The organism is Brevundimonas intermedia, from assembly GCF_004614235.1.
Classification (GTDB): domain Bacteria; phylum Pseudomonadota; class Alphaproteobacteria; order Caulobacterales; family Caulobacteraceae; genus Brevundimonas; species Brevundimonas intermedia_A.
Map to the genome: position 1 here is coordinate 441,273 of NZ_SPVH01000007.1, position 26,577 is coordinate 467,849.

Annotated in this window: 29 protein-coding genes, 1 tRNA gene and 2 pseudogenes; 13 read left to right on the forward strand and 19 right to left on the reverse strand. The window is 66.6% G+C overall.

Annotated features, from left to right (window positions below):
* The first annotated feature begins 11 nt into the window (after positions 1-11).
* Together EGY25_RS16190 and EGY25_RS16195 are read left to right on the forward strand one after the other, a co-directional pair.
* A complete protein-coding gene (locus EGY25_RS16190; RefSeq protein WP_135196027.1) occupies positions 12-923 on the forward strand; it encodes a class I SAM-dependent methyltransferase in 912 nt (303 codons plus the stop codon).
* Complete coding sequence (locus EGY25_RS16195) at positions 920-1,717, forward strand: TrmH family RNA methyltransferase (protein WP_135196028.1); 798 nt, start codon at positions 920-922, stop codon at positions 1,715-1,717. The genes EGY25_RS16190 and EGY25_RS16195 overlap by 4 nt, the downstream gene beginning before the upstream one ends.
* Here the strand turns inward: EGY25_RS16195 and EGY25_RS16200 are convergent.
* Together EGY25_RS16200 and hrpB are read right to left on the reverse strand one after the other, a co-directional pair.
* On the reverse strand, positions 1,714-2,994 hold the full coding sequence (locus tag EGY25_RS16200; RefSeq protein ID WP_135196029.1) for an MFS transporter: 1,281 nt from the start codon (positions 2,992-2,994) through the stop codon (positions 1,714-1,716). The genes EGY25_RS16195 and EGY25_RS16200 overlap by 4 nt on opposite strands.
* A gap of 57 nt (positions 2,995-3,051) precedes the next feature.
* On the reverse strand, positions 3,052-5,478 hold the full coding sequence (hrpB, locus tag EGY25_RS16205; protein ID WP_135196030.1) for an ATP-dependent helicase HrpB: 2,427 nt from the start codon (positions 5,476-5,478) through the stop codon (positions 3,052-3,054).
* Between the two features lie 146 nt (positions 5,479-5,624).
* Between hrpB and EGY25_RS16210 the strand changes: the two genes are divergently transcribed.
* On the forward strand, positions 5,625-7,199 hold the full coding sequence (locus EGY25_RS16210) for an amino acid permease (protein ID WP_135196031.1): 1,575 nt from the start codon (positions 5,625-5,627) through the stop codon (positions 7,197-7,199).
* 67 nt (positions 7,200-7,266) lie between these two features.
* On the opposite strand, the gene EGY25_RS16215 is transcribed toward EGY25_RS16210, so the two are convergent.
* The 7 genes and pseudogenes from EGY25_RS16215 to EGY25_RS16240 all read right to left on the reverse strand — a co-directional run bounded on the left by EGY25_RS16215 (position 7,267) and on the right by EGY25_RS16240 (position 12,607).
* Positions 7,267-7,351 (reverse strand) — tRNA-Leu (locus EGY25_RS16215).
* Between the two features lie 48 nt (positions 7,352-7,399).
* Positions 7,400-7,729 carry a hypothetical protein gene (locus EGY25_RS16220; protein ID WP_135196032.1) on the reverse strand — a complete coding sequence of 110 codons (330 nt, stop codon included), beginning with the start codon at positions 7,727-7,729 and terminating at the stop codon, positions 7,400-7,402.
* 106 nt (positions 7,730-7,835) lie between these two features.
* Complete coding sequence (locus tag EGY25_RS16225) at positions 7,836-8,351, reverse strand: Dps family protein (RefSeq protein ID WP_245159505.1); 516 nt, start codon at positions 8,349-8,351, stop codon at positions 7,836-7,838.
* Positions 8,352-8,905: 554 nt separating this feature from the next.
* Positions 8,906-9,253: a putative quinol monooxygenase gene (locus EGY25_RS16230; RefSeq protein ID WP_135196034.1), complete on the reverse strand. Its 348-nt coding sequence runs from the start codon at positions 9,251-9,253 to the stop codon at positions 8,906-8,908.
* Positions 9,254-9,352: 99 nt separating this feature from the next.
* A pseudogene (locus tag EGY25_RS16235) lies at positions 9,353-9,877 on the reverse strand (TMEM175 family protein); the annotation flags it as partial.
* 40 nt (positions 9,878-9,917) lie between these two features.
* Positions 9,918-10,037 (reverse strand): annotated as a pseudogene (locus tag EGY25_RS16980) (TMEM175 family protein); the annotation flags it as partial.
* Positions 10,037-12,607, reverse strand: coding sequence for an excinuclease ABC subunit UvrA (locus EGY25_RS16240; RefSeq protein WP_135196035.1), 2,571 nt, complete (start codon positions 12,605-12,607; stop codon positions 10,037-10,039). The gene EGY25_RS16240 and the pseudogene EGY25_RS16980, both read right to left, overlap by 1 nt.
* A 166-nt stretch (positions 12,608-12,773) precedes the next feature.
* Between EGY25_RS16240 and EGY25_RS16245 the strand changes: the two genes are divergently transcribed.
* Positions 12,774-13,604, forward strand: coding sequence for an aldo/keto reductase (locus EGY25_RS16245; RefSeq protein ID WP_135196036.1), 831 nt, complete (start codon positions 12,774-12,776; stop codon positions 13,602-13,604).
* A gap of 127 nt (positions 13,605-13,731) precedes the next feature.
* Here the strand turns inward: EGY25_RS16245 and arsH are convergent, their stop codons facing one another.
* From arsH to EGY25_RS16280, 7 genes are all read right to left on the reverse strand, one after another.
* A complete protein-coding gene (gene arsH / locus EGY25_RS16250; protein ID WP_135196037.1) occupies positions 13,732-14,484 on the reverse strand; it encodes an arsenical resistance protein ArsH in 753 nt (250 codons plus the stop codon).
* Entirely contained in the window at positions 14,485-14,901 is a 417-nt protein-coding gene (locus EGY25_RS16255; protein ID WP_135196038.1) for a GNAT family N-acetyltransferase, read from the reverse strand.
* Positions 14,901-15,986 (reverse strand): ACR3 family arsenite efflux transporter, encoded by a 1,086-nt coding sequence (gene arsB / locus EGY25_RS16260; RefSeq protein ID WP_135196039.1) that lies wholly within the window; start codon positions 15,984-15,986, stop codon positions 14,901-14,903. The genes EGY25_RS16255 and arsB overlap by 1 nt, the downstream gene beginning before the upstream one ends.
* Positions 15,983-16,408 carry an arsenate reductase (glutaredoxin) gene (arsC, locus tag EGY25_RS16265; RefSeq protein ID WP_135196040.1) on the reverse strand — a complete coding sequence of 142 codons (426 nt, stop codon included), beginning with the start codon at positions 16,406-16,408 and terminating at the stop codon, positions 15,983-15,985. The genes arsB and arsC overlap by 4 nt, the downstream gene beginning before the upstream one ends.
* Positions 16,409-16,415: 7 nt before the next feature.
* The gene (locus EGY25_RS16270) at positions 16,416-16,751 is read right to left on the reverse strand and encodes an ArsR/SmtB family transcription factor (protein ID WP_135196041.1); all 336 of its coding nucleotides are present in this window, start codon (positions 16,749-16,751) and stop codon (positions 16,416-16,418) included.
* Between the two features lie 243 nt (positions 16,752-16,994).
* A complete protein-coding gene (locus tag EGY25_RS16275; protein ID WP_135196042.1) occupies positions 16,995-17,420 on the reverse strand; it encodes a DUF305 domain-containing protein in 426 nt (141 codons plus the stop codon).
* Between the two features lie 58 nt (positions 17,421-17,478).
* Positions 17,479-17,754, reverse strand: coding sequence for a metal-sensitive transcriptional regulator (locus tag EGY25_RS16280; protein ID WP_040349360.1), 276 nt, complete (start codon positions 17,752-17,754; stop codon positions 17,479-17,481).
* A gap of 102 nt (positions 17,755-17,856) precedes the next feature.
* On the opposite strand from EGY25_RS16280, the gene EGY25_RS16285 reads away from it, so the two are divergent.
* The 6 genes from EGY25_RS16285 (at position 17,857) to EGY25_RS16625 (ending at position 22,838) form a co-directional block, all read left to right on the forward strand.
* Positions 17,857-20,211, forward strand: coding sequence for a heavy metal translocating P-type ATPase (locus tag EGY25_RS16285; RefSeq protein ID WP_135196043.1), 2,355 nt, complete (start codon positions 17,857-17,859; stop codon positions 20,209-20,211).
* A gap of 143 nt (positions 20,212-20,354) precedes the next feature.
* Positions 20,355-20,849: a DUF305 domain-containing protein gene (locus EGY25_RS16290; RefSeq protein WP_230974793.1), complete on the forward strand. Its 495-nt coding sequence runs from the start codon at positions 20,355-20,357 to the stop codon at positions 20,847-20,849.
* A gap of 117 nt (positions 20,850-20,966) precedes the next feature.
* Positions 20,967-21,329, forward strand: a complete 363-nt coding sequence (gene copC, locus EGY25_RS16295) for a copper homeostasis periplasmic binding protein CopC (RefSeq protein ID WP_045811500.1) — start codon at positions 20,967-20,969, stop codon at positions 21,327-21,329.
* A gap of 4 nt (positions 21,330-21,333) precedes the next feature.
* Entirely contained in the window at positions 21,334-22,248 is a 915-nt protein-coding gene (gene copD, locus EGY25_RS16300) for a copper homeostasis membrane protein CopD (protein ID WP_135196044.1), read from the forward strand.
* A gap of 62 nt (positions 22,249-22,310) precedes the next feature.
* A complete protein-coding gene (locus EGY25_RS16305; RefSeq protein WP_045811502.1) occupies positions 22,311-22,643 on the forward strand; it encodes a hypothetical protein in 333 nt (110 codons plus the stop codon).
* 48 nt (positions 22,644-22,691) lie between these two features.
* Positions 22,692-22,838: a hypothetical protein gene (locus EGY25_RS16625; RefSeq protein WP_167762596.1), complete on the forward strand. Its 147-nt coding sequence runs from the start codon at positions 22,692-22,694 to the stop codon at positions 22,836-22,838.
* Between the two features lie 98 nt (positions 22,839-22,936).
* On the opposite strand, the gene EGY25_RS16310 is transcribed toward EGY25_RS16625, so the two are convergent.
* From EGY25_RS16310 to EGY25_RS16320, 3 genes are read right to left on the reverse strand one after another with little or no spacing between them, the layout of a single operon-like run.
* Positions 22,937-23,428 carry a YybH family protein gene (locus EGY25_RS16310; RefSeq protein WP_135196045.1) on the reverse strand — a complete coding sequence of 164 codons (492 nt, stop codon included), beginning with the start codon at positions 23,426-23,428 and terminating at the stop codon, positions 22,937-22,939.
* 49 nt (positions 23,429-23,477) lie between these two features.
* On the reverse strand, positions 23,478-23,954 hold the full coding sequence (locus EGY25_RS16315; protein WP_084375403.1) for a DUF411 domain-containing protein: 477 nt from the start codon (positions 23,952-23,954) through the stop codon (positions 23,478-23,480).
* Positions 23,951-25,105: an acyltransferase family protein gene (locus tag EGY25_RS16320; protein WP_245159506.1), complete on the reverse strand. Its 1,155-nt coding sequence runs from the start codon at positions 25,103-25,105 to the stop codon at positions 23,951-23,953. Before EGY25_RS16320 ends, EGY25_RS16315 begins: the two co-directional genes overlap by 4 nt.
* Positions 25,106-25,244: 139 nt before the next feature.
* Here EGY25_RS16320 and EGY25_RS16325 point away from each other — a divergent pair, with 139 nt between their 5' ends.
* From EGY25_RS16325 to EGY25_RS16335, 3 genes are read left to right on the forward strand one after another with little or no spacing between them, the layout of a single operon-like run.
* Entirely contained in the window at positions 25,245-25,511 is a 267-nt protein-coding gene (locus EGY25_RS16325; RefSeq protein WP_205911595.1) for a hypothetical protein, read from the forward strand.
* Entirely contained in the window at positions 25,508-25,948 is a 441-nt protein-coding gene (locus EGY25_RS16330) for a Spy/CpxP family protein refolding chaperone (protein WP_135196046.1), read from the forward strand. Before EGY25_RS16325 ends, EGY25_RS16330 begins: the two co-directional genes overlap by 4 nt.
* Positions 25,949-25,957: 9 nt before the next feature.
* Complete coding sequence (locus EGY25_RS16335) at positions 25,958-26,527, forward strand: RNA polymerase sigma factor (RefSeq protein ID WP_135196047.1); 570 nt, start codon at positions 25,958-25,960, stop codon at positions 26,525-26,527.
* Positions 26,528-26,577 lie beyond the last annotated feature (50 nt).

The following is a 26,577-nucleotide window of genomic DNA, read 5'->3' on the forward strand; positions in this document are numbered from 1 at the left end:
TCAGCCCGACGATGGCGCCTGTCCTTTCAAAAACTCCCGAAACGCTCGTGACCCGCGGCTGGTCCGACTACGCCCTGCTCGATTCAGGCGACGGCAAGAAGCTGGAACGCTACGGCCGCTACACCGTCGTCCGGCCCGAGCCGCAATGTTTCTGGTCGCCACGCGATCCGGCGGCCTTCGACAACGCCACCGCCACCTTCGACCCCCAGCAGGAAGAGGAAGATTCCGGCCGCTGGAAGTTCGACCGCCACGGCACCATCGACGCCTTCCCCCTGAAATGGCGCGATGTGAAGTTCACCGGCCGATTCACGCCTTTCCGCCACCTCGCCTTCTTTCCTGAACAGGCCGCGAACTGGGAATGGCTGGACAATCGCGTGCACGACTTCGCGGGCACAGCCGGCCGGGCGCCGAAAATCCTGAACCTGTTCGGCTATACCGGCGTGGCCAGTCTGGCCGCCGCCGCCGGCGGCGCCGAGGTCACCCATGTCGACGCCTCCAAGAAGTCGGTCGCCTACGCCCGCGAGAACGCCGAACAGTCGGGCCTGGCCCAGCATCCGATCCGGTGGATCGTCGAGGACGCCCGCAAATATGTCGCCCGCGAGGTCCGACGCGGCTCGAAATACGACGGCATAATTCTCGACCCGCCCAAATATGGTCGCGGCCCCACCGGCGAGGTCTGGCGCCTGTTCGAGGACATGCCGGCCCTGTTGAAGGATTGCGCCGCCCTGCTGGCCGACGACGCCGACTTCCTGCTGCTGAACGCCTATGCCGCCCGGGTCTCGGGTCTGTCGCTGGCGCACCTGATGGTCGAGGCCACGCAAGATCGCGGCGGTCGGATCGACTGGGGCGAACTGGCCCTGTCTGAAGACGGCCCGGACGCCCGCGCCATCGGCCTGTCCTTCTTCGCGCGGTGGAGCAAATGACCGAACGCGTCATCACCTCCCTGACCAACGATACGGTCAAGGCCGTCCGCGCCCTGCACATGCGCAAGGAACGCGATCAGACCGGGACCTTCCTGGCCGAGGGTCTGAAATTTATCGGCGAGGCGCTGGATCAGGACCGTGCGCCCAAGATGCTGCTGGTCGGCGAGGACGCCCGACCCCACCCACTGCTTGACCGCGCCAAGTCCGAAACGACCAAGGCCGGCGGCGACATCATCATTGTCACCCACGCCATCCTGGAAAAGATCAGCCGTCGCGACAATCCGCAGACCGTGCTGGGCGTGTTCGACCAGGCCTATGCGCCGCTGGACAGCCTGGCCCCATCGTCAGCGCCCTGCTGGGTCGCCTTGGAGCAGGTGCGCGATCCTGGCAATCTGGGCACTATCATCCGCACCGCCGACGCGGCCGGGTGCGGCGGCATGATCCTGATCGGCGACTGCGTCGACCCCTATTCGGTCGAGGCCGTGCGCGCGACCATGGGCTCAGTCTTCGCCGTCTCGATCACCAGAACCACGCCCGAGGCCTTCCTGGCTTGGCGCAAGACCTGGCCCGGCAGCGTCGTCGGCACCCGCCTGGACGCCAAGGTCAGCCACCGGTCGGCGGTGATGCAGAAACCATCTCTGATCCTGATGGGCAATGAACAGGCCGGGCTGACAGACGATCTCGCCGCCGCCTGCGACGTCAACGTCAAGATCCCGATGCGAGGCCGCGCCGACAGCCTGAACCTGGCCATCGCCACCGGCATCATGGTCTATGCCGCGACCGACGAGGCCTAACGCCTCTCTTCCGGCGCTACACGCCCCATGCCCCACAGGGCGATGATGCTGACCAGGGCCGAAATCACCAGATAGCCGCCCACGGCCCCCGGTCCGAATCGCTCCGCCAGCTTCAGCGCGATATAGGGCGCCAGCGACGCCCCCAGAATGCCCGCCAGGTTGAACGCCATCGACGCGCCGGTATAGCGCACCGCCGTCGGGAACGGCCGCGCCATGGCCGCGCCGATGGGGCCATAGGTGCAGCCCATCAGGGCGAACCCCAGCGCAAAGAAGATCAGCAGGCCCGTCAGGCCGCCCCCGAACAGCGGCGCGAACAGGAAGCCGAACAGGCCGATCCCCACCGAGGACCAGATCAGCACCTTCACCTGCCCGTATCGGTCCGCCAGCAGCGCCGTCACCGGAATACAGGCGGCGAAGAACAGCACGCCGATCAACTGGATCGGCAGAACATCGGCCCGCGCCAATCCCATCCCCGTCGTCGCCCAACCCAGGGCGAAAACCGTCATCAGATAGAACAGGGTGAAGGTCGTCACCCCGCTGAACGTGCCCAGCACCAGCGCCGCCTTGTGATGGGCGAACAGGGTCACGGCCGGCGCCTTGACCCGCTCGTCGCGATCCACGGCCTTCTGGAACTCGGGCGTTTCGCTGATCTTCAACCGCACCCACAGGCCCACGAACACAAGGATGGCGCTGGCCAGGAAGGGGATGCGCCAGCCCCAGCTCTCGAACGCGCTCTCGCTCATGGTCGAGGTCAGGATGATGAAGGATGTCGTCGACAGGATGAAGCCGATGGGCGCGCCCAGCTGCGGGAACATGCCGAACCAGGCCTTCTTTCCGGGCGGCGCATTCTCGGTCGCCAACAGCACCGCCCCGCCCCATTCGCCGCCAAGGCCCAGCCCTTGGCCGAACCGGCACAGGGCCAGCAACAGGGGTGCCAGCAGGCCGACCTGCTGGTGCGTCGGCAACAGGCCGATGGCCACGGTCGACAGTCCCATGGTCATCAGGGCCGCGACCAGCGTCGCCTTGCGGCCCACCCTGTCCCCGAAATGCCCGAAGGCCAAGGCGCCGATGGGCCGCGCGAAGAAGGCGATGGAGAAGGTGGCGAACGACGACAGCAGTGCCGTGCCCGGATCCTCGCCGGGGAAGAACAACGTCGGAAACACCAGCACGGCGGCCGTGGCGTAGATGTAGAAGTCGAAGAACTCGATCGTCGTGCCGATCAGGCTGGCGAACAGCACGCGACCAGTGGAGTTCTTCGGCAGGACGGCATCAGACATCATGGGCTCCCAGTTGCCCTCAGCGATGCCCGTTTCCCTGCCTTGGCGTCAAGGCGATCAGGTTCCGCGCGGCTTTACCCGGTTCGTCGGTTGCGCCTCGGCCGGGTTCTCGGGCCAGGGGTGGCGGGGATACCGCCCGCGCATTTCGGCCCGCACCGCCGCCCATGAACCGGCCCAGAAGCGCGGCAGATCCTTGGTCACCTGCACCGGCCGTCGCGCGGGCGAAAGCAGAGCCAGGGTCAACGGCACGCCGCTGACGGTCGGATGCGTCGTCACGCCGAACAGTTCCTGCACGCGAATGTCGACGCGCGGGCCGCCCTCGGCGCCGTAATCGATGGCCGCAGACCCCAGCGGGGTGACCAACCGCGTGGGCGCGAGGTCGTCCAGCCGCCTCTGCAGATCCCAAGGGATTGATCCGCGCAGGGCCTCGGCCAGACGGGCGTCAGCTATCCCCTCCAGCGACTTGGCCCCTTCCAGCAAGGGCCACAGCCAGTCCTCACGCGCCGCCAGGAGGGCGGCATCCGATACGTTGGGCCAGGTCGGGTCGCGGTCGTGCAGGAAGGCCAGGCGTGCGCGCAGGCCCGCCGCCTGCTCACCCCATTTCAGCGCGCCAAGTCCGTCCGCCTCGACCTCGGCCCTCAGCGCGGCGGCCAGGGTCTTCGCATCCGGCGCGCCGACGATCTTTTCATCCAGCACGATGGCCCCGATGCGCCGCGACCGGCGGATCACCGACCGTCCCGACGGCTCGCGCACCAGCCGGTCCTCGACCGAGATCAGCCGCGCCAGATCGGTCTCGATCCGGTCCGCATCCAGCACCGCCGCCAGCCTCACACGATCGCGTGCATCGCCCCCGCCCAGTTCCGCCACTGCCAGCCAAGGCTCTCGCGCCAGATGATCCGTCGCCTCCAGTACCGCCCCGCGCCCGCTGGCCAGCAGCAGTTCGCCCGCCTTGCCCCGCGCCTTGGCGATCCGCTCCGGGAAGGCTTCCGCCAGCAGCAGGCCCGGATCGATCATGCGACCCGCCCCGCCGCCCGCCGCTCGCGCCCAGCGATCCGCCAGCTTCATCGCGTCACGCGCTCGCGACGACCGATCGCGCTCCAGCCCGACCAGGCGATCCGCTAGATCGACGCCCGATCCGCCCAGCCCCGGCTCGCTCAGCACCGCCGCGATCCGCGCCCCCGTCATCGCGTCGCCCGCGTCAGAGGCGACGGCGACCATATGCGCCAGACGCGGCGACAACGGGATTCGCGTCAGTCTGAGCCCATGTTTCGAAAGCCCCCCGTCCGCATCCAGCGCGCCCAGCCGCGTCAGCACCTTGCGCGCCTCGGCCATGGCCCCGGCCGGCGGCGGGTCCAGCAGGGCCAGCCCCTCGACCGACCGCGCGCCCCATCGCGCTAGGTCCAGCGCCAGACCCGTCAGGTCCGCCTCCTGGATTTCCGGCCGTTGATGCGGGACCAGACCGCGCGTCTGTTCCTCGTCCCACAGGCGATAGCAGACGCCCGGCTCGGTGCGCCCGGCCCGGCCGCGTCGTTGTTCGGCCGAGGACCGACTGACCTTGACCGTCGCCAGTCGGGTCAGGCCACTGGACGGCTCAAAGCGCGGCACGCGCGACAGGCCGCCGTCGATCACCACACGAACACCTTCGATCGTCAGGCTGGTCTCCGCCACCGAGGTCGCCAGCACCAGCTTGCGACGCCCCGGCTCCGCCGGCTCGATCGCCCGATCCTGCTCGCTCCTATCCAGACCGCCATAAAGCGGCACGACATCGACGTTCGGCAGTCGCAGCCGGTCGTTCACCAGCCGTGCGACCCGGTGGATCTCGCCCTGCCCCGGCAGGAAGACCAGCACCGACCCCGTCTCTTCGCCCAGAGCGTTCAGACAGGCCCGCGCCACGGCCTCCTCGAACCGTTCGGAAGGATTGCGGCCCAGATACCGGGTCTCGACCGGCCAAACCCGCCCCTCGGCCTCGATCACCGGCGCACCGTCCAGCAGTCGCGACACCCCCACGACGTCCAGCGTCGCCGACATGACGAGCAGCCGCAGATCCTCGCGCAGTAGGCCTTGCGTCTCGCGCGCCAGGGCCAGTCCCAGATCCGCGTCCAGGCTGCGTTCGTGAAACTCGTCGAACAGAACCGCGCCCACGCCCTCCAGACCCGGATCGTCTAGAATCATCCGCGTGAAGACGCCCTCGGTGATCACCTCGATCCGCGTCTTCGGCCCGATGCGGCTTTGCAACCGGGTGCGATACCCCACGGTCCCGCCCGCCTGTTCGCCCAGCGTCATGGCCATCCGGTCGGCCGCCGCCCGTGCGGCCAGGCGTCGCGGCTCCAGCACCAGCACCTTGCCCTCCAGCCAAGGCTGATCCAGCAGCGCCAGGGGCACGACCGTCGTCTTGCCGGCCCCAGGCGGCGCGGCCAGCACCGCAGTATTGCCGCTCGCAAGGGCGGCTTTCAGCGGTTCCAGAACGGCGTGGATGGGCAGCATGCCCCGCCTCTAGCCCGATGCGCCCTGATCACGAAAGCGTCGTCACGCCTTAACCCCCTCGTCATGCGCGTTGCGCGCCGCCTCATCCGTCGCTAGCGTCCGCCTCAAGCAGCCGAGGGGCTGTATCAAAACCGTGGGGGTATTTTATGTGGCGCGTTAAGTCGCTCGACGCGATCCTTGCCACGGCCGAGAAGAAATCTCTTCATCGGTCGCTTGGTCCTATTCAACTGACGCTTCTGGGGATCGGGGCCATTATCGGCACCGGGATCTTCGTCCTGACGGCTGCGGCTTCGCAAAAAGCCGGGCCGGGCATGATGGTCAGCTTCGTCATCGCCGGCGCCGTCTGCGCCGTCGCGGCGCTCTGCTACTCCGAACTGGCGGCCATGGCGCCGGTCTCGGGCTCAGCCTACACCTATACCTATGCCGTGATGGGCGAACTGCTGGCCTGGACGGTCGGCTGGGCGCTGATCCTGGAATATGCGGTCGCAGCGTCCGCCGTGTCGGTCGGCTGGTCAGGCTATGTCCTGGGGTTGATAGAACAGGGGCTAGGGTTCGACTTCCCTGACCTCCTATCCGCCGGCCCCGCCTGGGCCATGAACGGCTTCATTCCCACGCCCGACTTCTCGGTCGGCATCGTCAACATCCCGGCCATCATCGTGGCCCTGCTGGTCACCGGCCTGCTGATGCTGGGAACGACCGAATCGGCGCGCGTCAACGCAGTGCTGGTTCTGATCAAGGTGGCCGCCCTGGCGGTCTTCATCGTCATCACTCTGCCGGCGATCAAGACGGCGAACCTGTCGCCCTTCGCGCCAAACGGCCTGTTCGGCGAGTTCTCGGGCATGGGCATCGTCGGCGCCGCCGCCTCGATCTTCTTCGCCTATGTCGGCTTCGATGCCGTTTCGACGGCGGCCGAGGAGACCAAGAACCCGCAACGCAACGTGCCGATCGGTCTGATCGGCTCCCTGGCCATCTGCACCGTCTTCTATCTGCTGGTCGCTCTGGGGGCAGCCGGCGCCATCGGCGCACAGCCGGTGCTCGGCGCCGCAGGCCAGGCGGTCCAGCCCGGCTCTCCGGCCTTCATCGCCGCCTGCGCCCTGCCGGCCAACGCCGAGGCCCTGGTCTGCTCCAACGAGGCCCTGGCCCACGTGCTGCGCGTGATCGGTCATCCGCAGATCGGCAACGCCCTGGGCACCGCCGCCCTGTTGGCCCTGCCCTCGGTCATCCTGATGATGATCTACGGCCAGACCCGCATCTTCTTCGTGATGGCGCGCGACGGCCTGCTGCCGGAAGGCCTGACCAAGATCCACCCCAAGTGGAAGACGCCCTACATCGTGACGGCCGCAACCGGCATCGCGGTGGCCATCGGCGGCGCCCTGTTCCCGGTCGGCCAACTGGCGGACATCTCGAACTCGGGCACCCTGTTCGCCTTCTTCATGGTGTCGCTGGCCGTGCTGATCCTTCGGGTCAAGGAGCCGAACCGCAAGCGTCCGTTCCGCACGCCGTTCATCTGGGTCTTCGCGCCCCTGTCGGCCTTCGGCTGCGCCTTCCTGTTCTGGAACCTGCCGCACGACGCCAAGATGGTGCTGCCGATCTGGGGCGGCATCGGCCTGGTGATCTACTTCCTGTATGGCTATCGCAAGAGCCACCTGGGTCGCGGCCTGATCGAGGTCCACGAGACCGACAGCGACCTGCCGCCGCCACCCGTCCCGCCGATCCGCTAAGCGAAAGTTCCGGGGCCTATTGCGCAGGTGCGATAGGCCCCGGAGCGATCCGGGGCCTTTTTTGCTTTGGTGCGGATGAGAGGACTCGAACCTCCACGCCTCTCGGCGCTAGAACCTAAATCTAGTGCGTCTACCAGTTCCGCCACATCCGCATGGGCAGGCCGTCGCCTCTAGAGGGTGACGACGGTCAGGGCAAGGCCTCAGCTGCGCCCGGCGACCAGTTCGTTGCGAATGGACCGCCCCAGCGGATCGCGCGCCTGCCAAGTGTCGCCGATATCGGCCTCGACCACACGACTACAGAAGCGTGGCAGGATTTGACGCGGGCTGAAGCCGCTCAGGCAGATTTTGTCCCCCTCGGCCGACCAGCGCGCAGTCAGCCGCCGCCCGTCCGAAAACTGTGACGTGTAGCGCCCGTCCGGCTCGAAGAAATGCTTCACCCACTGCCCGTTCGGATAATGCGAAACGATTGTATTGCCGAACGCCTTGGACATGTCAGCAAACGCTGGCGAGGCCGCCAGGGCGCTCGCCATCGCCAGTCCGCAGACTACTAAACCCCGCCTCACACGCCTCTCCTGCGCCGTCTCTGCATCGACTATCGACGATACATAAGACGGCGCAAGCGATGCGGTTCCTCAATCAGACGTTTCCGCGGCGACCCGATTCGAACAGGAACCAGACGCGCTTCTCGCTTTCGTCGATCCAGTTCTCCAGCAGGCTGGCGGTGGCGATGTCGTTATGTTCGTCGCAGAGGTCGTGAACCTCGCGCATCCGAGCGATCAGCTCGCCGTTGTCGTCGCGAAGCTCGGCCAGCATGTCCAGCGGATCGACATAGTCGGCGTCATTGTCCGCCACGCGCGATTCCTTGGCGATCTGACCGATGGAGCGCAGCGTCGTGCCGCCGATCTTGCGCGCGCGCTCGGCCATCGGATCGGTCATGGCCAGGATTTCCGCCGACTGCTCGTCCAGCAGCAGGTGATAGTCGCGGAAATGCGGCCCCGACACGTGCCAGTGGAAGTTCTTGGTCTTGATGTAGAGGGCGAACGTATCGGCCAGCAGCGTGGTCAGCGCGGCCGAAATATCCCGCGTCGCCTCCTCCGACAGGCCAGTCGGCGTTCTCAGCGGCGCAAGGCGTTTTTCACGGGCGGTGACCATCATCGTTCTCCTCAGCAGCAGTCTGCGGTCAAGCTAGGCAGACGGGCATCCGAACGGAAGCCCTGATGCAGATCATAATGCTGAAGCTGTAAAGTGGTTCGGCTGCGCCGACCTTTGTCGGCAGATGGCTGGGGAACTAGGAGCCCCGGCTTCGTAAAAACGCCCAACAAAACCAATGCCCCTCTGGTTCCTGTGGGACCATGTGCATCGCCTGTGTGCATCGCTAAAACGGCAAGACCAACCGCGGCCTGGCTACTGATCGAGGTCCGACTTGCGCCATGAGCGGACATTGGCATGCCGCCGGACTCCGGACATTCAGCTGAGCCTGTCGATGTCAGATACTGAGATCGCCTCGTAGCCCAACAACCGAGACCGCACAGCCCTCAGCATAACTTCAGCTCGGATTGGCCGCTCTACAGATTTTATGAACTACCTTGACCGACAGCGCGCACTGCAGGAGTATTAAGCAGCCCCCGGCGGTTGCGCTTCCACATACTTGGCCAATCAGCACCTGCATCGGGAAGAGAACAGCCAGGCAACTGGCGAGCCGCGTCTCAGTCCCGGACCTCACCGCTTTGGTCGGTAAGCTTGAACGCCAGAACTTGTGCGTCTTCGATCTTCGGGAGGCCGTCGAGCAGTTCCGGTGTCTTGGCGACGAGTGCACGGCCAACCTTTCCTGCCAGATGAGCTAGCCTCCCCGCGTCTCCCGGAAAGGTGTCGAAGATGGCGAAGTCGTCGTGACCGAAGCGGAGCGCATACCATGTCGTCGTGTCCGGCTCCTCCATCACGGCAGCCAGTCCGTCGCGCAGGAAGGCCTCTACATCAGCCTCCTTGCCGGGCTTTGCGCGCAGTCGCACGAACAGGGCCTTATTCACGGGTGAGCGGGATTCAGCATTGGCCATCACGGTCTCCTTTCGAGTCCAGGGCGACATGCAAACGCTCCACCGCAGTATTGGCTGCGCCTGAACTGCACAGCGTCTGCGTCGCACAGTGGGGGACGACTACCCGTCCGACACGTCTCTCAAGCTCGGCTCCTCGCCCGGATGGTAACGAGGCCTCGGCTGGGGCAGGAAGAAGAAGGCGACCGCGAGGAGGGTGACGGCCACGCCGATCCGCGGCGAGAAGGCTGAAATCGGAACCGCGACGATCTGGGTGCTTGCGGCAAACCCGTAGCGACGCGTCATCTGCTGGATGAAATCCGCCGCGAGCCGCTCGTCCATCGTCCGTCGGCCCACCACGCCGTAGAACCATTTGGCCATCCAGGCGCAGGCGATAAGGGCGACGCCAGTTGTGAATACCACTGACGCGACGGGCTCGAACGCTGTTCCGAGATGGAAGACCCAGATGCGGATCGGATACGGGACGACGACGATCGCCAGCAGGAACAGAAGGTTGATCGCGCCGAACCAGTGATCGCTCCGGGCGTAGATCCGACCGGAGTAATGGTGCTGCAGCCAGTAGGCGCCGATCACGACATAGCAGAGGAGCAGCGCCAGATGCTCGCGCCACTGTTCCGCCATGGCATGGAAAAGATCGGTGTAGCCGTGCGGCCCGGGGCGACCCCGGCACCTTGATCTCGACGATCAGCAGGGTCAGGGCGATCGCGAACACGGCATCGCTGAAGCCCTCGAAGCGGGTCAGGCCTCGCTCCGCGCCATGGGTCTTCGCATGAGGGCGTGGGGTCATCAGTTAGGATCCCGTTCCATGTGTGAAAGCCCCTTTGCGGCTGCCCCGCCCTGTAGAGCACGATCGAGATATAATGCCGTTCGGCTCTCCGGGGACGCAGCCACGACAGCCGGCGGGCCGCTAACGACGATCCGCCCGCCCTCGTCTCCGGCGCCGGGCCCGATGTCGATGACCCAATCGCTGGCCGCCGCGACCTTCATGTCGTGGTCGACCAGGATGACGGTGTTGCCGGCGTCGACCAGGGCGTTGAGTTGGCCGAGCAGGCGCTCGACATCGGTTGGATGAAGACCTGTGGTCGGCTCGTCGAGAACATAGAGCGCCCCGCCGCGCTGGGCGCGTTGCAGTTCCGTCGCCAGCTTCACCCTTTGCGCTTCGCCGCCCGAGAATTCGGTCGCGGGCTGTCCGAGGCGGAGATAGTTCAGCCCGACCTCGCGCAGCACCTTGAGCGAGCGGCAGACGTTGGGTGCGTCGCCGAAGAAGTCCCAGGCCTGCTCGACCGTGAGCGCCAGCACCTCGGCGATGGTCTTGCCGCTGTAGGTGATCTCAAGCGTCTTGGGATTGTAGCGGGCGCCATGGCAGGCGGGACACGGGGCGTAGACGCGGGGGAGGAACAGCAGTTCGACCATGACGAACCCCTCCCCCTCGCAGCGGGGGCAACGCCCTTTGGCGACATTGAAGGAGAACCGCCCGGCGTCGTAGCGGCGCTTACGGGCTTCGGGTGTCGCCGCGAACAGGGCGCGGACGTGGTCGAAAAGCCCGGTGTAGGTGGCCAGGTTGGAGCGAGGTGTGCGGCCGATCGGCTTCTGGTCGACCTCGATCAGCCGCCGGACCCCTTCCAGCCCGCCGACGATCCGACCCTCGGTCGGGACAGCGGTCGCGTCCTCGAATCCGGCTTCGTCATCCGCATCATCCCTGGCCGAGGGCGCGGCGCCAAGAGAGCCGGCAACCAGCTCGACCAGCGCCTTGCTCACTAGGCTCGATTTCCCCGAGCCGGAAATGCCGGTGACCGTGGTCATGACCCCGAGCGGGATGTCGCAGTCGACCTGCTTGAGGTTGTTGCGTGAGACGTCTTCCAGCCGCAACCATGCGGCGGGCTCGCGCTTCCGGCTCGCAATCCCGGCCCCTTCGTCGAACAGATGTCGTCTTGTCTCCGACGCGGCGACCGCGCCGAGCCCCTCGATTGGACCGCTGTACAGGATTTCGCCGCCGTGCTCGCCGGCTGCTGGCCCGACGTCGACGATCCAGTCGGCGCGGCGGATGATATCCATCTCGTGCTCTACGATGAACAGCGAGTTTCCGACCGCCTTCAGGCCGTCGAGTGCCCGGAGCAGGGCCTCGGTGTCGGCGGGATGCAAACCGGCCGACGGCTCGTCCATCACATAGACGACCCCGAACAGGTTCGAGACGACCTGGGTCGCCAGCCGCAGCCTCTGCAGTTCGCCCGGCGACAATGTCGGCGTGCTGCGTTCCAGCGTCAGGTAGCCGAGGCCCAGATCGAGGAGCACGGAGAGACGACGGCACAAGTCCCCGGCGATGCGCTCGACCACCAGGGCCTTCTCGGGATGCGTCTTGCGCAACGCCTTCAGCTTGCCGGCGTTCGCCTCGGCATAGGGCGCGAAGATTTTCGAGAAGCGGGCCATGGGCAGGCCGCTCATTTCGGCGATATCGAGGCCCTCGAAGCGGACCAGCAGGGACTCTCGACGCAGTCGCTTGCCGTCGCAGACCGGGCAAAGTCGGCCGATCATGAAGCGCGCCGCGCGCGCCTTCATCATTGCGCTCTGAGTTGTGGCGAAGCTGTGCGTGACATGCCGCTTCGCGCTCGAGAAGGTGCCCATATAGGCAGGCTCCGTCTTGCGCCTGATCGCCCGCTGGATCTCCTCATGGGTCCACCCGGGATAGACTGGGACCTGTGGCTGCTCCTCGGTGAACAGGATCCAGTCGCGCGTCTTCTTCGGCAGGTCGCGCCAGGGCTTATCGACGTCGACGCCGAGGCTGATCAGGATGTCGCGCAGATTCTGGCCGCCCCAGGCCATCGGCCAGGCGGCGACGGCGCGCTCGCGGATGGTCTTGGAGGGATCGGGCACCATCGAGGCTTCGGTCACCTCATGGATTCGGCCCAGGCCGTGACAGCGTGGACAGGTGCCTTCGGGCGTATTGGGCGAGAAGGATTCGGCCTCAAGATGCGGCCGTCCCGGCGGATAGTCGCCGGCGCGCGAATAGAGCATGCGCAGCAGGTTGGAGAGGGTCGTCACGCTGCCGACCGACGATCGGGTGGTCGGCGAGCCCCGCTGCTGCTGCAGCGCAACCGCCGGCGGGAGCCCCTCTATGAGGTCGACCTCCGGGACTTCCATCTGGTGGAACAGGCGGCGCGCGTATGGCGAGACGGATTCCAGGTAGCGGCGCTGGGCTTCCGCATAGAGGGTGGAGAAGGCGAGCGACGACTTGCCGGACCCCGACACGCCGGTGAACACGACCAGCGCGTCGCGCGGGATGTCGACATCGATGTTCTTGAGATTGTGCTCTCGCGCGCCACGAATGCGGACGAAGCCGGTCGCCTTGAGCTCTCGCATGCGAAAATCCTGACCTTCTGTTAGTCCCGCCAGGCCCGTTCGGTTGCATGGGACGGGGATATTCCGGGCCTTCGTCATGGATGACTCGACGCCGGACACGATTAGCCGGAGGCGAAACACGGTCCCGGGCGTTCGCTTCAAAGACGTCCGAGGCCAGGAGACCGAAATGCGAACCGTGACGCTTCCCGACCACGCCGAAGTCTCCGCCCTCGGACAGGGGACCTGGCGGATGGGCGAAGATCCGCGCCGACGCGAACAGGAGATCGCCGCCCTTCACGCTGGCGTCGACCTCGGCATGACCTTGATCGACACCGCCGAGATGTACGGCGACGGCGCGACTGAAGACTTGGTCGGTGAAGCCTTGGCCGGGGTTCGCGATCAGGTCTTCCTGATCAGCAAGGTCTATCCGCAGAACGCCGGGAGGGGTCGCCTTGAGAAGGCGTGCGAAGCCAGTCTGAAACGCCTGCAGACAGACCGGCTCGACCTCTATCTGCTGCACTGGCGCGGCTCCGTGCCGCTCGCCGAAACCATCGAGGGCATGAACGCCCTCGTCCAAGCCGGAAAGATCCGGCGATGGGGGGTGAGCAACTTCGATCACGCGGACATGGAACAGCTGTTTCGGGCCGGCGGACAGGCCTGCGCGACCGACCAGATCCTCTACAATGTGACCGAGCGCGGCGCGGAGTTCGACCTCTTTCCGCTGCTGAACCGAAACCTGATACCGGTCATGGCCTACAGCCCGATCGGCCAAGGCGCGCTGCCGGCGTCCCCTGCCCTATCGGCTGTCGCCAGGCGCCACGGCGCCACGCCGTACCAGGTCGCCCTAGCCTGGGTCCTACGCGATCCGCGGGTCATCGCCATCCCCAAGGCTGGCGATGCGGCGCACGTCGCGGACAACCGCCGCGCCCTGGACTTGGCGCTGACGCGGGACGATCTCGCCGCCATCGACGCTGATTTTCCGGCTCCAACCCGCAAGACGCGGCTCGCCATGCTCTGAAGAGTGACTGGCGGTTGGCGAGCTTGCAAGTTCGGCCAAGCGCCAACAGCGGTCATTGGCGAAGTTCCGAGAACCAGACATGAGCTTGGGTTCGATGACCGAGCTTAACTGCGCCGATCCCGGCACCTCATTGTGCCGCGATGGCGATGGATGACAAATCGGACGCGGCGTCGACCGGAACGCCCTCCGCCTTTCGTTCGGAATACCGATCGACGAGCTGGACGGCGTGGGGCCGGACCAGAATGGTGAAGCGCACCAGTTCCTCCATCACGTCGACGATCCGCTCATAGTAGGCCGAGGGCTTCATCCGGCCGGCCCCGTCGAACTCCTGGAAGGCCTTGGCCACGCTCGACTGGTTGGGGATGGTGATCATCCGCATCCAGCGGCCCAGAAGGCGCAGGGTGTTGACGGCGTTGAAGCTCTGCGACCCGCCCGACACCTGCATGACGGCGAGGGTCCGGCCCTGCGTCGGGCGCATGCCGCCCTGGCTCAATGGCAGGTGATCGATCTGCAGCTTCATCAGCCCGGAGACCTGGCCGTGCCGTTCCGGACTGCACCAGACCATGCCCTCCGACCAGAAGGCGTGTTCGCGCAACTCGCGCACCGCCGGGTGGTCGTCGTCGCCGGGCGCGCCCGGCAGGGGGAGGTCGGAGGGGTCGAAGATGCGGGTCTCGCATCCCATGCGCTGCAGTAGGCGGGCCGCTTCCTCGACGCAGAGCTGCGAATACGACCGCTCGCGCAGCGATCCGTACAAGAGAAGGATCCGCGGCGCCGGGTCGGTCGAGCCCAATCCCCGGGCGGGCTCGGCGGACAGATAGGCCGCGTCCAGGGCCGGCAGGTTATCCGGATCCGGCAGCGAACGCAGACGGGTGAAGGTCATTCAAAGGTCCTTGGTCAAATAGACGGCAGACGCCGGGCAGAGGTCCGCGAACTCGCGAGTTTGCCGGATCGCGGGCGGCGCGGACTCACGATCGGCGGCGACAAAGCCGCGCCCGGTGAAGAAGCGCTCGGCCGTCGTGGTGAGCAGGTGCAGACGTGCAGCGCCCAGGTCGCCGGCGGTGGTCTCGGCGGCGGCCAGCACCCGACTTCCCAGGCCGCGGGCCTTCTGGTCGGCAAGTACGACCAGGGAGCGCAGCAGCAGGTCGCGCCGCTCCCCTTCCAGCCCGACGTAGCCGATGACCGCGCCGTAGTGGTCGGCGCTGAAGTATCGCCCGGCGCCCGGCTCAGGCAGGTTCTCGCCACGCAGGGCCGCGATCAGATCGACATCGGTCGAGTCGACCAAATGCAGACTGACCATCAGCCGGCGTCCTTCGGCGGGGCCGTGTCCGGGAACCAGCGTCGGCCCATCCAGAGCGCGACCGACACGAGCAGGATCAACACCGGCACCTCGACAAGGGGGCCGATGACGGCCGCGAAGGCGACCGGCGAGGTCAGGCCGAAGGCCGCGATGGCCACCGCGATGGCCAGTTCGAAATTGTTCGAGGCCGCGGTGAAGGCCAGGGCGGTGGTGCGCGGATAGTCGGCTTCGATCAGCTTGCCCATGAGGAAGCTCACCACGAACATGACGAGGAAGTAGATCGTCAGGGGAATGGCGATGCGCAGGGCGTCCAGCGGCAAAGCCACCACCTCCCCGCCCTTGAGGCTGAACATGACCACGATGGTGAACAGCAGAGCGATCAGGGTGATCGGCCGGATGCGCGGCAGGAAGCGCCGCTCGTACCAGTCGGCGCCGCGGCGAGCGATCAGGCTGCGTCGGGTCAGGAAGCCGGCTAGGAACGGTAGGCCAAGGTAGACGAGCACCGCGCCGGCGATGGTCCAGACGCTGACGTCCACCACGCTGCGCTGCAGGCCGAACAGGGGCGGCAGGACGGTGAGGAAGATCCAGGCATAAAGGCTGAAGAACAGGATCTGGAAGATCGAGTTGAAAGCTACGAGGCCGGCGACATACTGGTTGTCGCCCCGCGCCAGCTGGTTCCAGACCAGGACCATGGCGATACAGCGCGCCAGCCCGATCAGGATGACGCCGGTCATGTATTCCGGCTGATCACGCAGGAAGATCACCGCCAGGGCGAACATCAGCACCGGGCCCAGCACCCAGTTCTGGAACAAGGACAGGGCCAGGACCCGCTTGTCGGCGAAGACGCGCGGCAGTTCCTCGTACCGGACCTTGGCCAGCGGCGGGTACATCATCAGGATCAGACCGATGGCGATCGGGATATTGGTCGTGCCGATTGAGAGGCTGTCGACCCAGGTCGGCAGGCCCGGCGCCAGCGTCCCCATAGCCACGCCCAGGCCCATGGCCACGAAGATCCACAGCGTCAGCCAGCGGTCGAGGAAGGACAGGCGACGCGGCGCAGCGTCCTCCACGCGGGTGTCGATCATCGCTTCACCCGCTGGCCGGCGGCGTCGATGACGACCTCGCCGTCCTCCTTGGTGAAGGGCTTGAGATCATCGGCGGGCAGGAGGTCCAGAACGGCCTCGGACGGTCGGCACAGGCCGACGCCGAGCGGACTGACGACGATCGGGCGATTGAGCAGGATCGGATGGGCCTCGATCGCATCGAGCAACTGATCGTCCGTCAGGCCCGGGTCCCCTAGGCCCAGTTCGGCGAAGGGCGTGCCCTTCTCGCGCAACAGATTGCGCAGCGGCTTGCCGGCCCGTTCGGCCAGCCAAGCGACCATGGTCCGCGACGGCGGGGTCTTCAGATACTGCACGACATGCGGCTCGATGCCGACGTGGCGGATCAGCTCGAGCGCGTTGCGCGACGTCCCGCAGGCGGGGTTGTGATAGATGACGATGTCCACGGGATCCTTAGGGGCAACAGGGCGCGAGTTCAGCCAGCAGGGGTTCGCACAGGTCCGCCCTGCCCCCGCAGCAGTCCTTGAGCAGGAAGAGGACCAGGTCGCGAAGCCGATCCAGGTCGGCCCGGTAGATGATCGACCGGCTGCGCCGCTCCGACCTGATCAACCCCGCGCGCGTCAGGACGCCGAGATGGGACGACAGAGTGTTGGCCGGGATCACCAGATGGTTGGAGATGTCACCGGCCGGCAGACCATCGGGTTCGTGACGCACGAGGAGGCGAAACGCCTCCAGCCGCGTCGATTGCGCCAAGGCGGCGAGAGCGAGAATCGAAACTTCGGTTTCCATATTTCCATATTAGTCGAAATATGGAAATGTTCAAGCCCGCTCGTCTGCGGGTGCGGCAGTTCAGGCATCGGTGACGACCTGATCTTTGACGACTGCCGCCTAAAAGATCGCAGAGTAGCGACAGCCGAGTTTAAGGGTCGCTGGGCTATACTCTCCGTCGAGACCATGGACTTTGGCCACGAGGTCGACAGTTGGCCGATTTCGCACGTCTGTCGGTCCGGACGCGGTGCGCTGATCTCGCGATCAGGCGGCGGGAGCCGCCGACGCTCCCTTCTGGGCGAGCCAGGCGTCGATCAGGGTGATTTCGCGCTCCTGCGCCGTGATCACCTCCTGGGCCAGGTTCCGCGCTTGGGCGTCCTTGCCTTGCGCGAGCTCCACACGGGCCATCGAGACGGCGGCGACGTGGTGACCTCGCATCTGCTTCATGAAGTCGATGTCCGCGTCCCCGGTGAAGGCGGGCATCGCCTCCATCATCGTGTTCATCGAGGCCTTGTAGCCTTGGGTGGCGACGGAGTCGCCGGGCGCAGGCGCAGCCATGCCGCCCTCCATTCCGCCATGGGCGTCCGCCGCTGCGGGGGCCTCAGGCGCGGCTACGGCGGGCTCTTCGGCTTGCGGGGAACAGGCCGTAGCCAAGGCGCAGGCGGCGAGGACGAGGCTGATGCGTTTCATGACGGCTCCTTGGGATCCCGACGTTAGCGACCAGGAGGGCCCATTCGTTCCGCCAACTCTACCGTCCGGCCCGCGCCAAGAGCTCGATCAGCTCGCCGGCCTTTGCCTTGCGATCCTCGGGATCGTCGCCGGTCATAGCGCCCATGACGCAGTGGTCGAGGTGATCCCGTAGCACTTCGGTCTCCACGCGATGGAGCGCGGCTCGAACGGCCTGAAGTTGGGTCAGCAAGTCGACGCAATACCGGTCATCTTCAACCATGCGGGAGATTCCCCGCACCTGGCCTTCGATCCGGCTGAGCCTGTTGAGGACTTTGGGTTTCGTGTCGGTTTGCATGCGGCCTGTCCTCCTGAGCACCCCCATATACCCCAGACGGGTATCTTGCGATATACCCCCCATGGGTATATGTTAGCTCTTCGGTCAGCCGGAGAGAGCGACATGTCCACGCATCCTCACAATCATGCCTCGGGTCACGCCTGCTGCGGGGCGAAGGCCTCGGATGGCGCGGCAACGGTCAAGGATCCCGTCTGCGGCATGTCGGTCGATCCGACGGCCACCGCTCACCGAGCCAGTCATGACGGTCAGGACTATTTCTTCTGCTCGGCGGGGTGCCGGACCAAATTCATCGGCGATCCGATGCGTTACCTGAACCCTCCCGTGGAGGCCGAGCCGGCCGTTCCCGGCGCCATCTACACCTGCCCGATGCACCCCGAGATCCGGCAGGAAGGCCCAGGCTCCTGCCCGATCTGCGGCATGGCGCTTGAGCCGGAGACGGTCACGGCGGAGGCCCCGCCCAACCACGAGCTGATCGACTTCACCAGACGCTTCTGGGTCGGTCTGGTCCTGACCCTGCCGGTCTTCGCCCTGGAAATGGGCGGACACCTGGCCAATCTCCACATGTTCATCCCGGGCCAGATGTCGAACTGGATCCAGTTCGCTTTGGCGACCCCCGTGGTTCTCTGGTGCGGCTGGCCCTTCTTCGAGCGCGGCTGGACATCGCTGCGCACCCGGCGGCTGAATATGTTCACCCTGATCGCCATGGGGGTCGGCGTGGCATGGCTTTACAGCGTCGTGGCCGTCGTCGCGCCAACCCTGTTCCCGCCCGCCTTCCTGAAGGCCGACGGCAGTGCGCCGGTGTATTTCGAGGCGGCGGCGGTCATCACCGTGCTGGTCCTCGTCGGGCAGATTCTGGAACTGCGCGCCCGCGAACAGACGTCGGGCGCGATCCGCGCCCTGCTGGACCTCACGCCCAAGACCGCGCGCCGAATCCGGGCGGACGGCATCGATGAAGATGTCTCGCTTGACCAGATCGCCGTCAGCGACCGCCTGCGGGTAAGGCCCGGAGAGAAGATCCCGGTCGATGGCGAACTCCTGGAGGGTCGGGTCGCTGTCGACGAATCCATGGTGACCGGCGAGTCCATGCCGGTGACCAAGGATGTCGGCGACCGCGTCGTGGCCGGCGCGCTCAACAAGACCGGATCCTTCATCATGCGCGCCGACAAGGTGGGCGCCGACACCCTGCTGGCGCAGATCGTCCAGATGGTTGCCCAGGCCCAGCGCAGTCGCGCCCCGATCCAGCGGCTGGCCGATACGGTCTCCGGATGGTTCGTTCCCACGGTGATCGCGATCGCCCTGCTCGCCGCCGTCGTCTGGGGCCTGGTCGGTCCCGAGCCCCGTTTGTCCTACGCCCTGGTCGCCGCCGTTTCGGTGCTCATCATCGCCTGTCCCTGTGCGTTGGGTCTGGCGACGCCGATCTCGATCATGGTCGGGGTGGGACGTGGCGCCCACGCCGGCGTCCTGATCAAGAACGCCGAGGCGCTCGAACGCTTCGAGAAGGTCGACACTCTCGTTCTGGACAAGACCGGCACCCTGACGGAGGGCCGTCCGTCGGTGACGGCGATCCTGCCCGCCCTCGGCTTCGAGGAAGCGGACATCCTGCGTCTTTCGGCCAGCCTCGAGCGGGGCAGCGAACATCCGTTGGCCGACGCAATCGTCCGGGCAGCCAAGGACCGGGACATCCCCCTTACCGAGGCCGCGGACTTCGACAGCCCGGTCGGTCGCGGCGTTCGCGGGACGATTGAGGGCCGCCAGGTCGCCCTGGGCAACACCCGTTTTCTCGGCGAGCTTTCGATCGACGTCTCCGCGCTGGAGCCGAAGGCGGAGGCCCTTCGCCACGACGGCGCCACCGCCATATTCGTGGCGATCGACGGAAAGGCGGCCGGGGTCATCGGCATCGCCGATCCCATCAAGGCCACCACGCCGGCTGCGATCCTCGCGCTGAAAGCGGCCGGTCTGCGGCTGGTGATGATGACCGGGGACAACCGGACGACGGCCGAAGCGGTCGCGCGGCGCCTCGGCATCGACGAAGTCCAGGCGGAGGTTTTGCCGCAGGATAAGGCGTCTGTGGTTCAACAGCTTCGTTCGCAGGGTCGGATCGTCGCCATGGCGGGGGATGGCGTCAACGATGCCCCTGCCCTCGCCGCAGCCGATGTCGGCGTCGCCATGGGGGCGGGTTCGGACGTCGCCATCGAAAGCGCCGGCGTCACCCTGCTGGGCGGAGATCTGCAAGGCATCGTGCGCGCACGGCGTCTGTCCCGCGCGGTGATGGGCAACATCCGCCAAAACCTCGTTTTCGCCTTCGGCTACAACGCCCTTGGCATCCCCGTGGCGGCTGGCCTGCTTTATCCCGTCTTCGGCTGGCTTCTCTCGCCTGCCCTTGCGGCGCTCGCAATGGCGCTCTCCTCGGTCAGCGTCATCGGCAATGCGCTGAGACTGCGCGCGGTGAGGCTTTAGCCAGGATAGGCAATCAACAGTCCGCCCACCCAAGGGAGGAACCGGCTGTGACGGGCCGGATTGATTCAGACGCTGACCGCAGTCTCCAGGCTTTCGCAGCGGCAGGCGAAGACGAACTGAAATTGCTGAAGAGGATACGGACGATGTCTCATCAACAGATGGACCACGGCGGGCAAGGCAACGCTCGTGGACTCGGCCCTTATCGGAGCCTGTACCTCGAGTTGGCGCTCGATTTCGTCATCATGTACCTGGTCATGTACACGATGATCGCCACGCTCGGTCACTTCTATCTCAATTTGAACAACGTCTACATGACCCTAATGATGGTCGCGCCGATGGCGGTCCTCATGCTCGTCTTCATGCGGTCCATGTACCCGTCGCGCAAAACGAACCTGGTCATTGGAGCGGTCGCCGTCGTGATCTTCGTCGGCAGCTTCGTCGGCATGCGCACCCAGGCGTTCGTTGGCGACGACGAATTCCTGCGATCGATGATCCCGCACCATTCCGGGGCTGTGTTGATGTGCGAGCAAGCCTCCCTGACCGATCCGGAGATCATCGCCCTGTGCGACGGCATCGTGCGTGGTCAACAGGAGGAGATCGCCCAGATGCAGGCGCTCCTCGAGAAGCGTCGCCGCTGACCCCGGCGTGCGGGGGAAGGCCTCAGCCGCCCCCCGCTTCCTCTTCATGAGGGACGCGGTCGTGTGGCGCGTAGAGAAGCAGAAGGCCGGGACCGGCCAAACGTCTGGAGACTGAGTATGCGTTACTTCAACCCCGCACCCTTCATCGCCGTCGCGGCGGTCGTGGCCTTCGCCGCCGGACCGGCGGCGGCCCACGCTCGCCTGGTCAGCGCCACCCCGGCGCCCGACTCCACCGTGGCCGCGACCCGGACGCTGACCCTGACCTTCAGCGAACGCAGCGTTCCCGCCTTTTCCGGCTTCGACGTCGTCAATGCGGCGGAGGAGAAGATCGCGATCCGCACCTCGGTCGCCGAGGACGGCAGGACCCTCACGGGCGCGCTGGCTCGCCCGCTGGCCGCCGGCGCCTACCGTGTCGACTGGCGTATCGCCTCGAGCGACGGCCACCGCATGACGGGATCCTACACCTTCACGGTGCGCTGACGCCGTGCTGGAAGTCGCGGTCATCGCGCTTCGTTGGCTTCAATACGGTGGCGGCGTCGTCCTTCTCGGCGCGCCGCTGTTCCTTCTCTACAGCTTTAAATACGCCGACGCGCCGAACCTGGAATGGTCGCGACCGACATTGCGCCTCGCGGCGATCATCGTCGCGCTCGGCTCGCTCGCCGCCCTGGTGGCCCAGACTGCCGTCATGGCGGGGTCGCTGAGCGAAGCCGTGAAACCCGCGTCTCTGTCCTTTATGGTCACCGGCACAGCCCTGGGCATGGCGATGGTCGTGCGGGCCGCCGCCGCCTTGCTTGGGCTTGTCGCCTTGGTCGCCCTGAAACCCGGTCGCGCGCTCTGGAGCGTGACGGCCGCCTTGGGTCTGATCGTGGCCGCCAGCTTCGCATGGACGGGTCACGGCGCGGCCACCGAGGGTCCGGGCGGGCCCATCCATCTTGTCGCCAACATCATTCACGCGGTGGCAGCGGCCTTGTGGCTGGGCGCCCTGGCGGCGTTGACGGCCCTGCTTCTGCGCCGAGCCGGTCCGGACGACTTTGCAATCCATCGCGCCCTGCATGGCTTCGCCGGCCTTGGAACGCTCGCGGTCCTGTTGCTGGTGCTGACCGGTCTCGTGAACAGCTGGTTCCTGATCGGTCCCGAGCGCGTGGCGTCGATCGCGGGCAACCTCTACGGCCAGCTTCTGGTCGCCAAGCTCGTCCTCTTCAGTTTGATGCTTGCGCTGGCGGCGAGCAACCGGTTCCGGCTGACGCCGACACTGGGCTATGCGCTGGAGACGGGCCAACCCTCCGTCGCCGCCATGAGCGCGCTCCGGCGCAGCCTGTTGATCGAAACGGGTCTGGGACTCGCCCTGATTGGCGTCGTGGCGGTCATGGGAACCCTGCCGCCCCCGGCGTCTCTGTAGGCTCGATTGCGATGATCAAAATGAGATCGTCGCTCCGCCGACCGTTGAAGTATGATCAGACAATGCCGTTCCTGCGTCATGACCTCCTCCGACTGACGACCGCGCTGCTCGCGGCGTTTGCCGTGCTGTTCGTGTCCACCGCTTCGATCGCCTGCGAAGCTCCGGTCGATCAGGATATGGCGTCCATGTCGATGAGCGGCGACGGCGTCCCGTGCGAGCCGAAGACCGTCAGGATCTCGTGCCATAAGGCGTGTCTGGCCATCTGCCAGGGCCTTGTCCCCCAAGGCGGTGAATCCACCCCCGCACGGGTCTATGCGTCTGTCCTCTATCCATCCCTTGATGCGCGGCATGCCGATTTCACCGTGGAGGCGGACGACCCGCCCCCACGACGCTGATCCTGTTGAAGATGACCGGACTCATTCAATCAAACAGAGATCAAAACCATGAAACGCACTCTCACCCTCGCAGCCCTGGTGCTGCTGGCTTCCGGTTCAGCCGCCTTCGCGGCCGCGCCGGACGCCGTGGCGCAGGCCGTATGCGCTTGCTGCGACGCTATCGCAGCCTACGCGGAAGCCTGCACCTGCTGCTGATCGTATTATCGGGGACGCCCGCCCGCGAGGGCGGGCGTCTTCCCGATGTTCCTCACCGACGTCGCAGGGCCGGCGACCCGCTGGCGCGGGCCTGAGCGTCAGCCGGGCGCGCGCGACGACCAGTGAATGTGGTGGATGCGCCAGCCGTCGGCATGGCGTTTGAGGACCATGGTTTCGGTCGTCGGGCGGTCTACGGCGCGGCCGTTGAATTGGCCCGTGGTGCGGCCTTCGCTGGTGATCCAGGCGATGTCCCCGTCGGCCCATCCCGATCTGCGCGTCACCGTCGCTTCAGAGGCGGCGGCGAAGGCGGCGTCCGAGCCCAGGTGATGGGACGCATACTCGTCGCGCGATCGCTCCGCGCCACCCTCCTCGAAGATCATCACATCCGGCGCCATAATTGCCAGGGCGACGTTCGTGTCGCCGGCCTTCAGGGCGACGTGAAAGGCGTCGACGGCCGCCGCCGCGTCCGCAGCTTCCGCGGCGACCGAGCCGGCGGCTTGGGCATGCCCGTGGGCGTGGTCCTGGGCGAAGGCGGGTGTCGCCGAAAGAACGGCGAGCGACAGGACGAGGGCGAGAGAGGTGCGGGACATGGCGAACTCCGGATTGTGGGTGATCTGAACGGGCTGAGCGCGATCTGCGTCAGGCCGGCGGGTTGTGGCGGGCGAACACGCGGGTCGCGCCCGAGCGAAGCACCAGCAGGGTGTCGTAGGGCTCCTTGCGCCCCTGCGGCGTCTCCATGCCGGGCGAACCGAGCGGCATGCCCGGGACCGCGACGCCCACCGCCGCCGGTCTCTCGGTCAGCAGTCGAATGACGTCCGGGGCCGGCACATGACCCTCGACCAGATAGCCATCGATCAGACCGGTATGACAGGAGGCGAGCGCGTCCGGCATGCCCCGGCTGCTCCGGACCGATTGAAGGCTTGGAAGGACGGTGATGGTGGTGGTGAAGCCCGCCTGGCGCATGTGCGCGATCCAGGCGTCGCAGCAGGCGCAGGTGGGCGTCTTGAAGACCGTGAGGTTTCTGGACGGACGGGTCTGGGCGCAGGCGGACCCGCCCATGCCGATGAAGACGGCCGCGCCCATGAGTAGACGACGGTTCAGATTGGCGGGATTCAAAAGGGTTCTCCCTGATCGCTGTGGACGGATCGCTGCGCCTCGACAGGGTCGGCGCGCTGCGGCGCCAGCCGCGCCCGCAACCACCGTCGGCCAGGCTGCTCGACGAAGACATGGATGGCGGCCGCGGCGGCGAGCGTCAACACAAGCATGGCGGCCAGTTCGACCAGGCCCATTCGATAGTCCGCACCCCAGCCGGAGAACGCCTGCGCCGCATTGCGCCACACCATCAGGATGGGGATGTGGACGAGATAGAGGGCGAACGACGCTTCGCCGGCGAACAGAAGGACGGGGTGAGACAGGAAGGTCCGGACCGGAGCCTTGGCCAACAGGGCGAGCGACAGGATGAAGGGACCGGCCGCCGCCACGATGACCCGGTCGTCGGCGCCGATCTGCATGAGCGTCAGCAGCAGGGTCGTGGCGACCAGGGCGCCCATGAGGGACATTCGCGGCGAAGGCGTCCAGCGCTGACCGAGATAGTAGAGGCCAATGCCGTAGAGGAATTCGGGAATGATGCGCAGGATCCCGAGGCTGTCCTCGGCGCGAGGCAGCATCCGGCCGAACCAGGCGCGGTAGAAGGCGTCTAAAGCGACGAAAAACAGCATGGCGAGTGCAATCAGGACCCACGGCCTGGCCCGCAGCCGGAGCGCGAGGGCGGCATAGGCGGGGAAGGCCAGATAGGCGAACCACTCCGCCGACAGCGACCAGGCCGGTCCGTTCCAGAGCGCCATGCTCTCGCGCGGGAACCACGCCTGTACGAGCAGAAGGGTGCCCGCGAAGTCGACGGGATTAAACCGGCCAGGCTCCAGCCCGACGCCGAACACCGGCGCGATCAGCACCAGCCCAAGCATGGCCAGGAGGATGAACAGGTGAGCCGGATAGATCCGGGCCAGGCGCGCCGCCAGGAATCGACCGTAGTTCGGGGCCCGGTCTCCCTGCAGGTAGACGTGGGTCAGGATGAAGCCCGACAGGATGAAGAAGACATCCACGCCCAGGCGCGCGCGGTTCAACAAGCCCGCGCTCTCCGCCGGGAGGGTCCAGTAGAGCTGGAAGTGGAACAGCACGACGCCGAGGGCGAGAAAGAACCTCACGCCCGTGAGCGGATCGAGCACGTCGGGGAATGGAACCCGCCTGGGCCCTGCTCTGTCGCTCACGTCTTTTCCCCGGACGACAGGGCGGGTCCCGGTCGTCTCTGGTATCTACGCGGGCGACGGCTCGTCCCCTCGTGAGGGGACCGGAAGGCCGGCGCGTATGGCAAGTGGGGCGTGACGCAGGTGCGCAATGACTGACGACATGAATGAGTTGATCGCAGCGGTCGGGCCGGGCGACGCCGGCCGGCTGGTCGGCATGGAAGACGCGGTCTGGGTGCGGATCGGCGAACGCAGGGAGCGTGCCCGCATGGGTCAGGTTCGGGTCGCCGCCGTTGCGCTCGCTCTGGTGATTGGCGTCGCGAACGGAGGGCTGATGCTCATGGCTCCACGGCCGGAGCCGTCCGAGATGCGGATTTTCACGGTCTCGGCGGGCTTGTCGCCTCTCTCCGGCCTGGACGTTCGGGGATGAGGGCCGCCTGGAAGTCGATCGTTATCACGGCCATCCTGGCCGCGCTGGCCAGCGGCGCGGCGACCTGGGCGAGCGCGACCTGGCTCATGCGGGAGCGGCAGCCGCCAAGCCTGCACAGCGTCGTCCATGAGAAACTCGACCTGAGCCCTGAGCAGGATCGACGGCTCGACGTGGTCGAAGCCCGGTTCGCCGCTCAGCGGCCGGCGCTCGAAGCGGAAGTCCGCGCGGCCAATCGCGAACTGGCGGCCGCTATCGCCGCCAGTGACGGCGACACGCCCCAGGTCCAGGCCGCGGTCGATCATTTCCACGCGGCCATGGGCGATCTGCAGAAGGCGACGATCACCCACGTGTTCGAGATGCGATCCGTCCTGAGCCCGGCGCAGGCCGAGGTGTTCGACGCCGCCGTCGTCGAGGCCCTGCACGACGACGCCGGCTAAGCGGCGCGCGTGGGTGCCGAGCAGAGCATCGAGGCCCGTGCGGCGACCGGAGACCGGGCCGCCTTCACCGCCTTGATGGCCGCCACAAAGGCAGATCTCTACCGGTTCGTGCGCCGCTATGTCGGCGATGAGTCCGAAGCGCATGACGTGCTTCAGGAAAGCTATGCGTCCGCCTGGCTCGCCCTGCGGCGGTATGATCCGGCGCGGCCGTTCGACGTCTGGCTGCGCTCCATCGCTCTCAACAAATGTCGCGATTGGGGTCGGCGGCGCGCGGTGCGCCGGGTCGTGCGCGGCGTCATGGGCCTGGAAGCGCCCGAGGCGGCGGCGGTGGGCGACGATGCGCCCTCACCCGAGACCCGGCTGGACGATCAGCGCAGGGCCCAAGCTCTGCAACGCGCCTTGCGGGACCTTCCCGACGCCCTGAAGGGGCCGCTTCTGCTCGCCACGCTCGAGGGACGGTCTCACGCCGAGATCGCCTCGATCCTCGGCATTACGCCCAAGGCGGTCGAGACCCGCGTCGCCCGCGCCCGCAAGACCTTGACGGCGGCTCTGGGCCAGGCTTCCGGCGGAGACGCTTGACCTCGCCATGATGGGAAGGTGCGCAAGCTGCGAACCCGACGTCTGTGGCG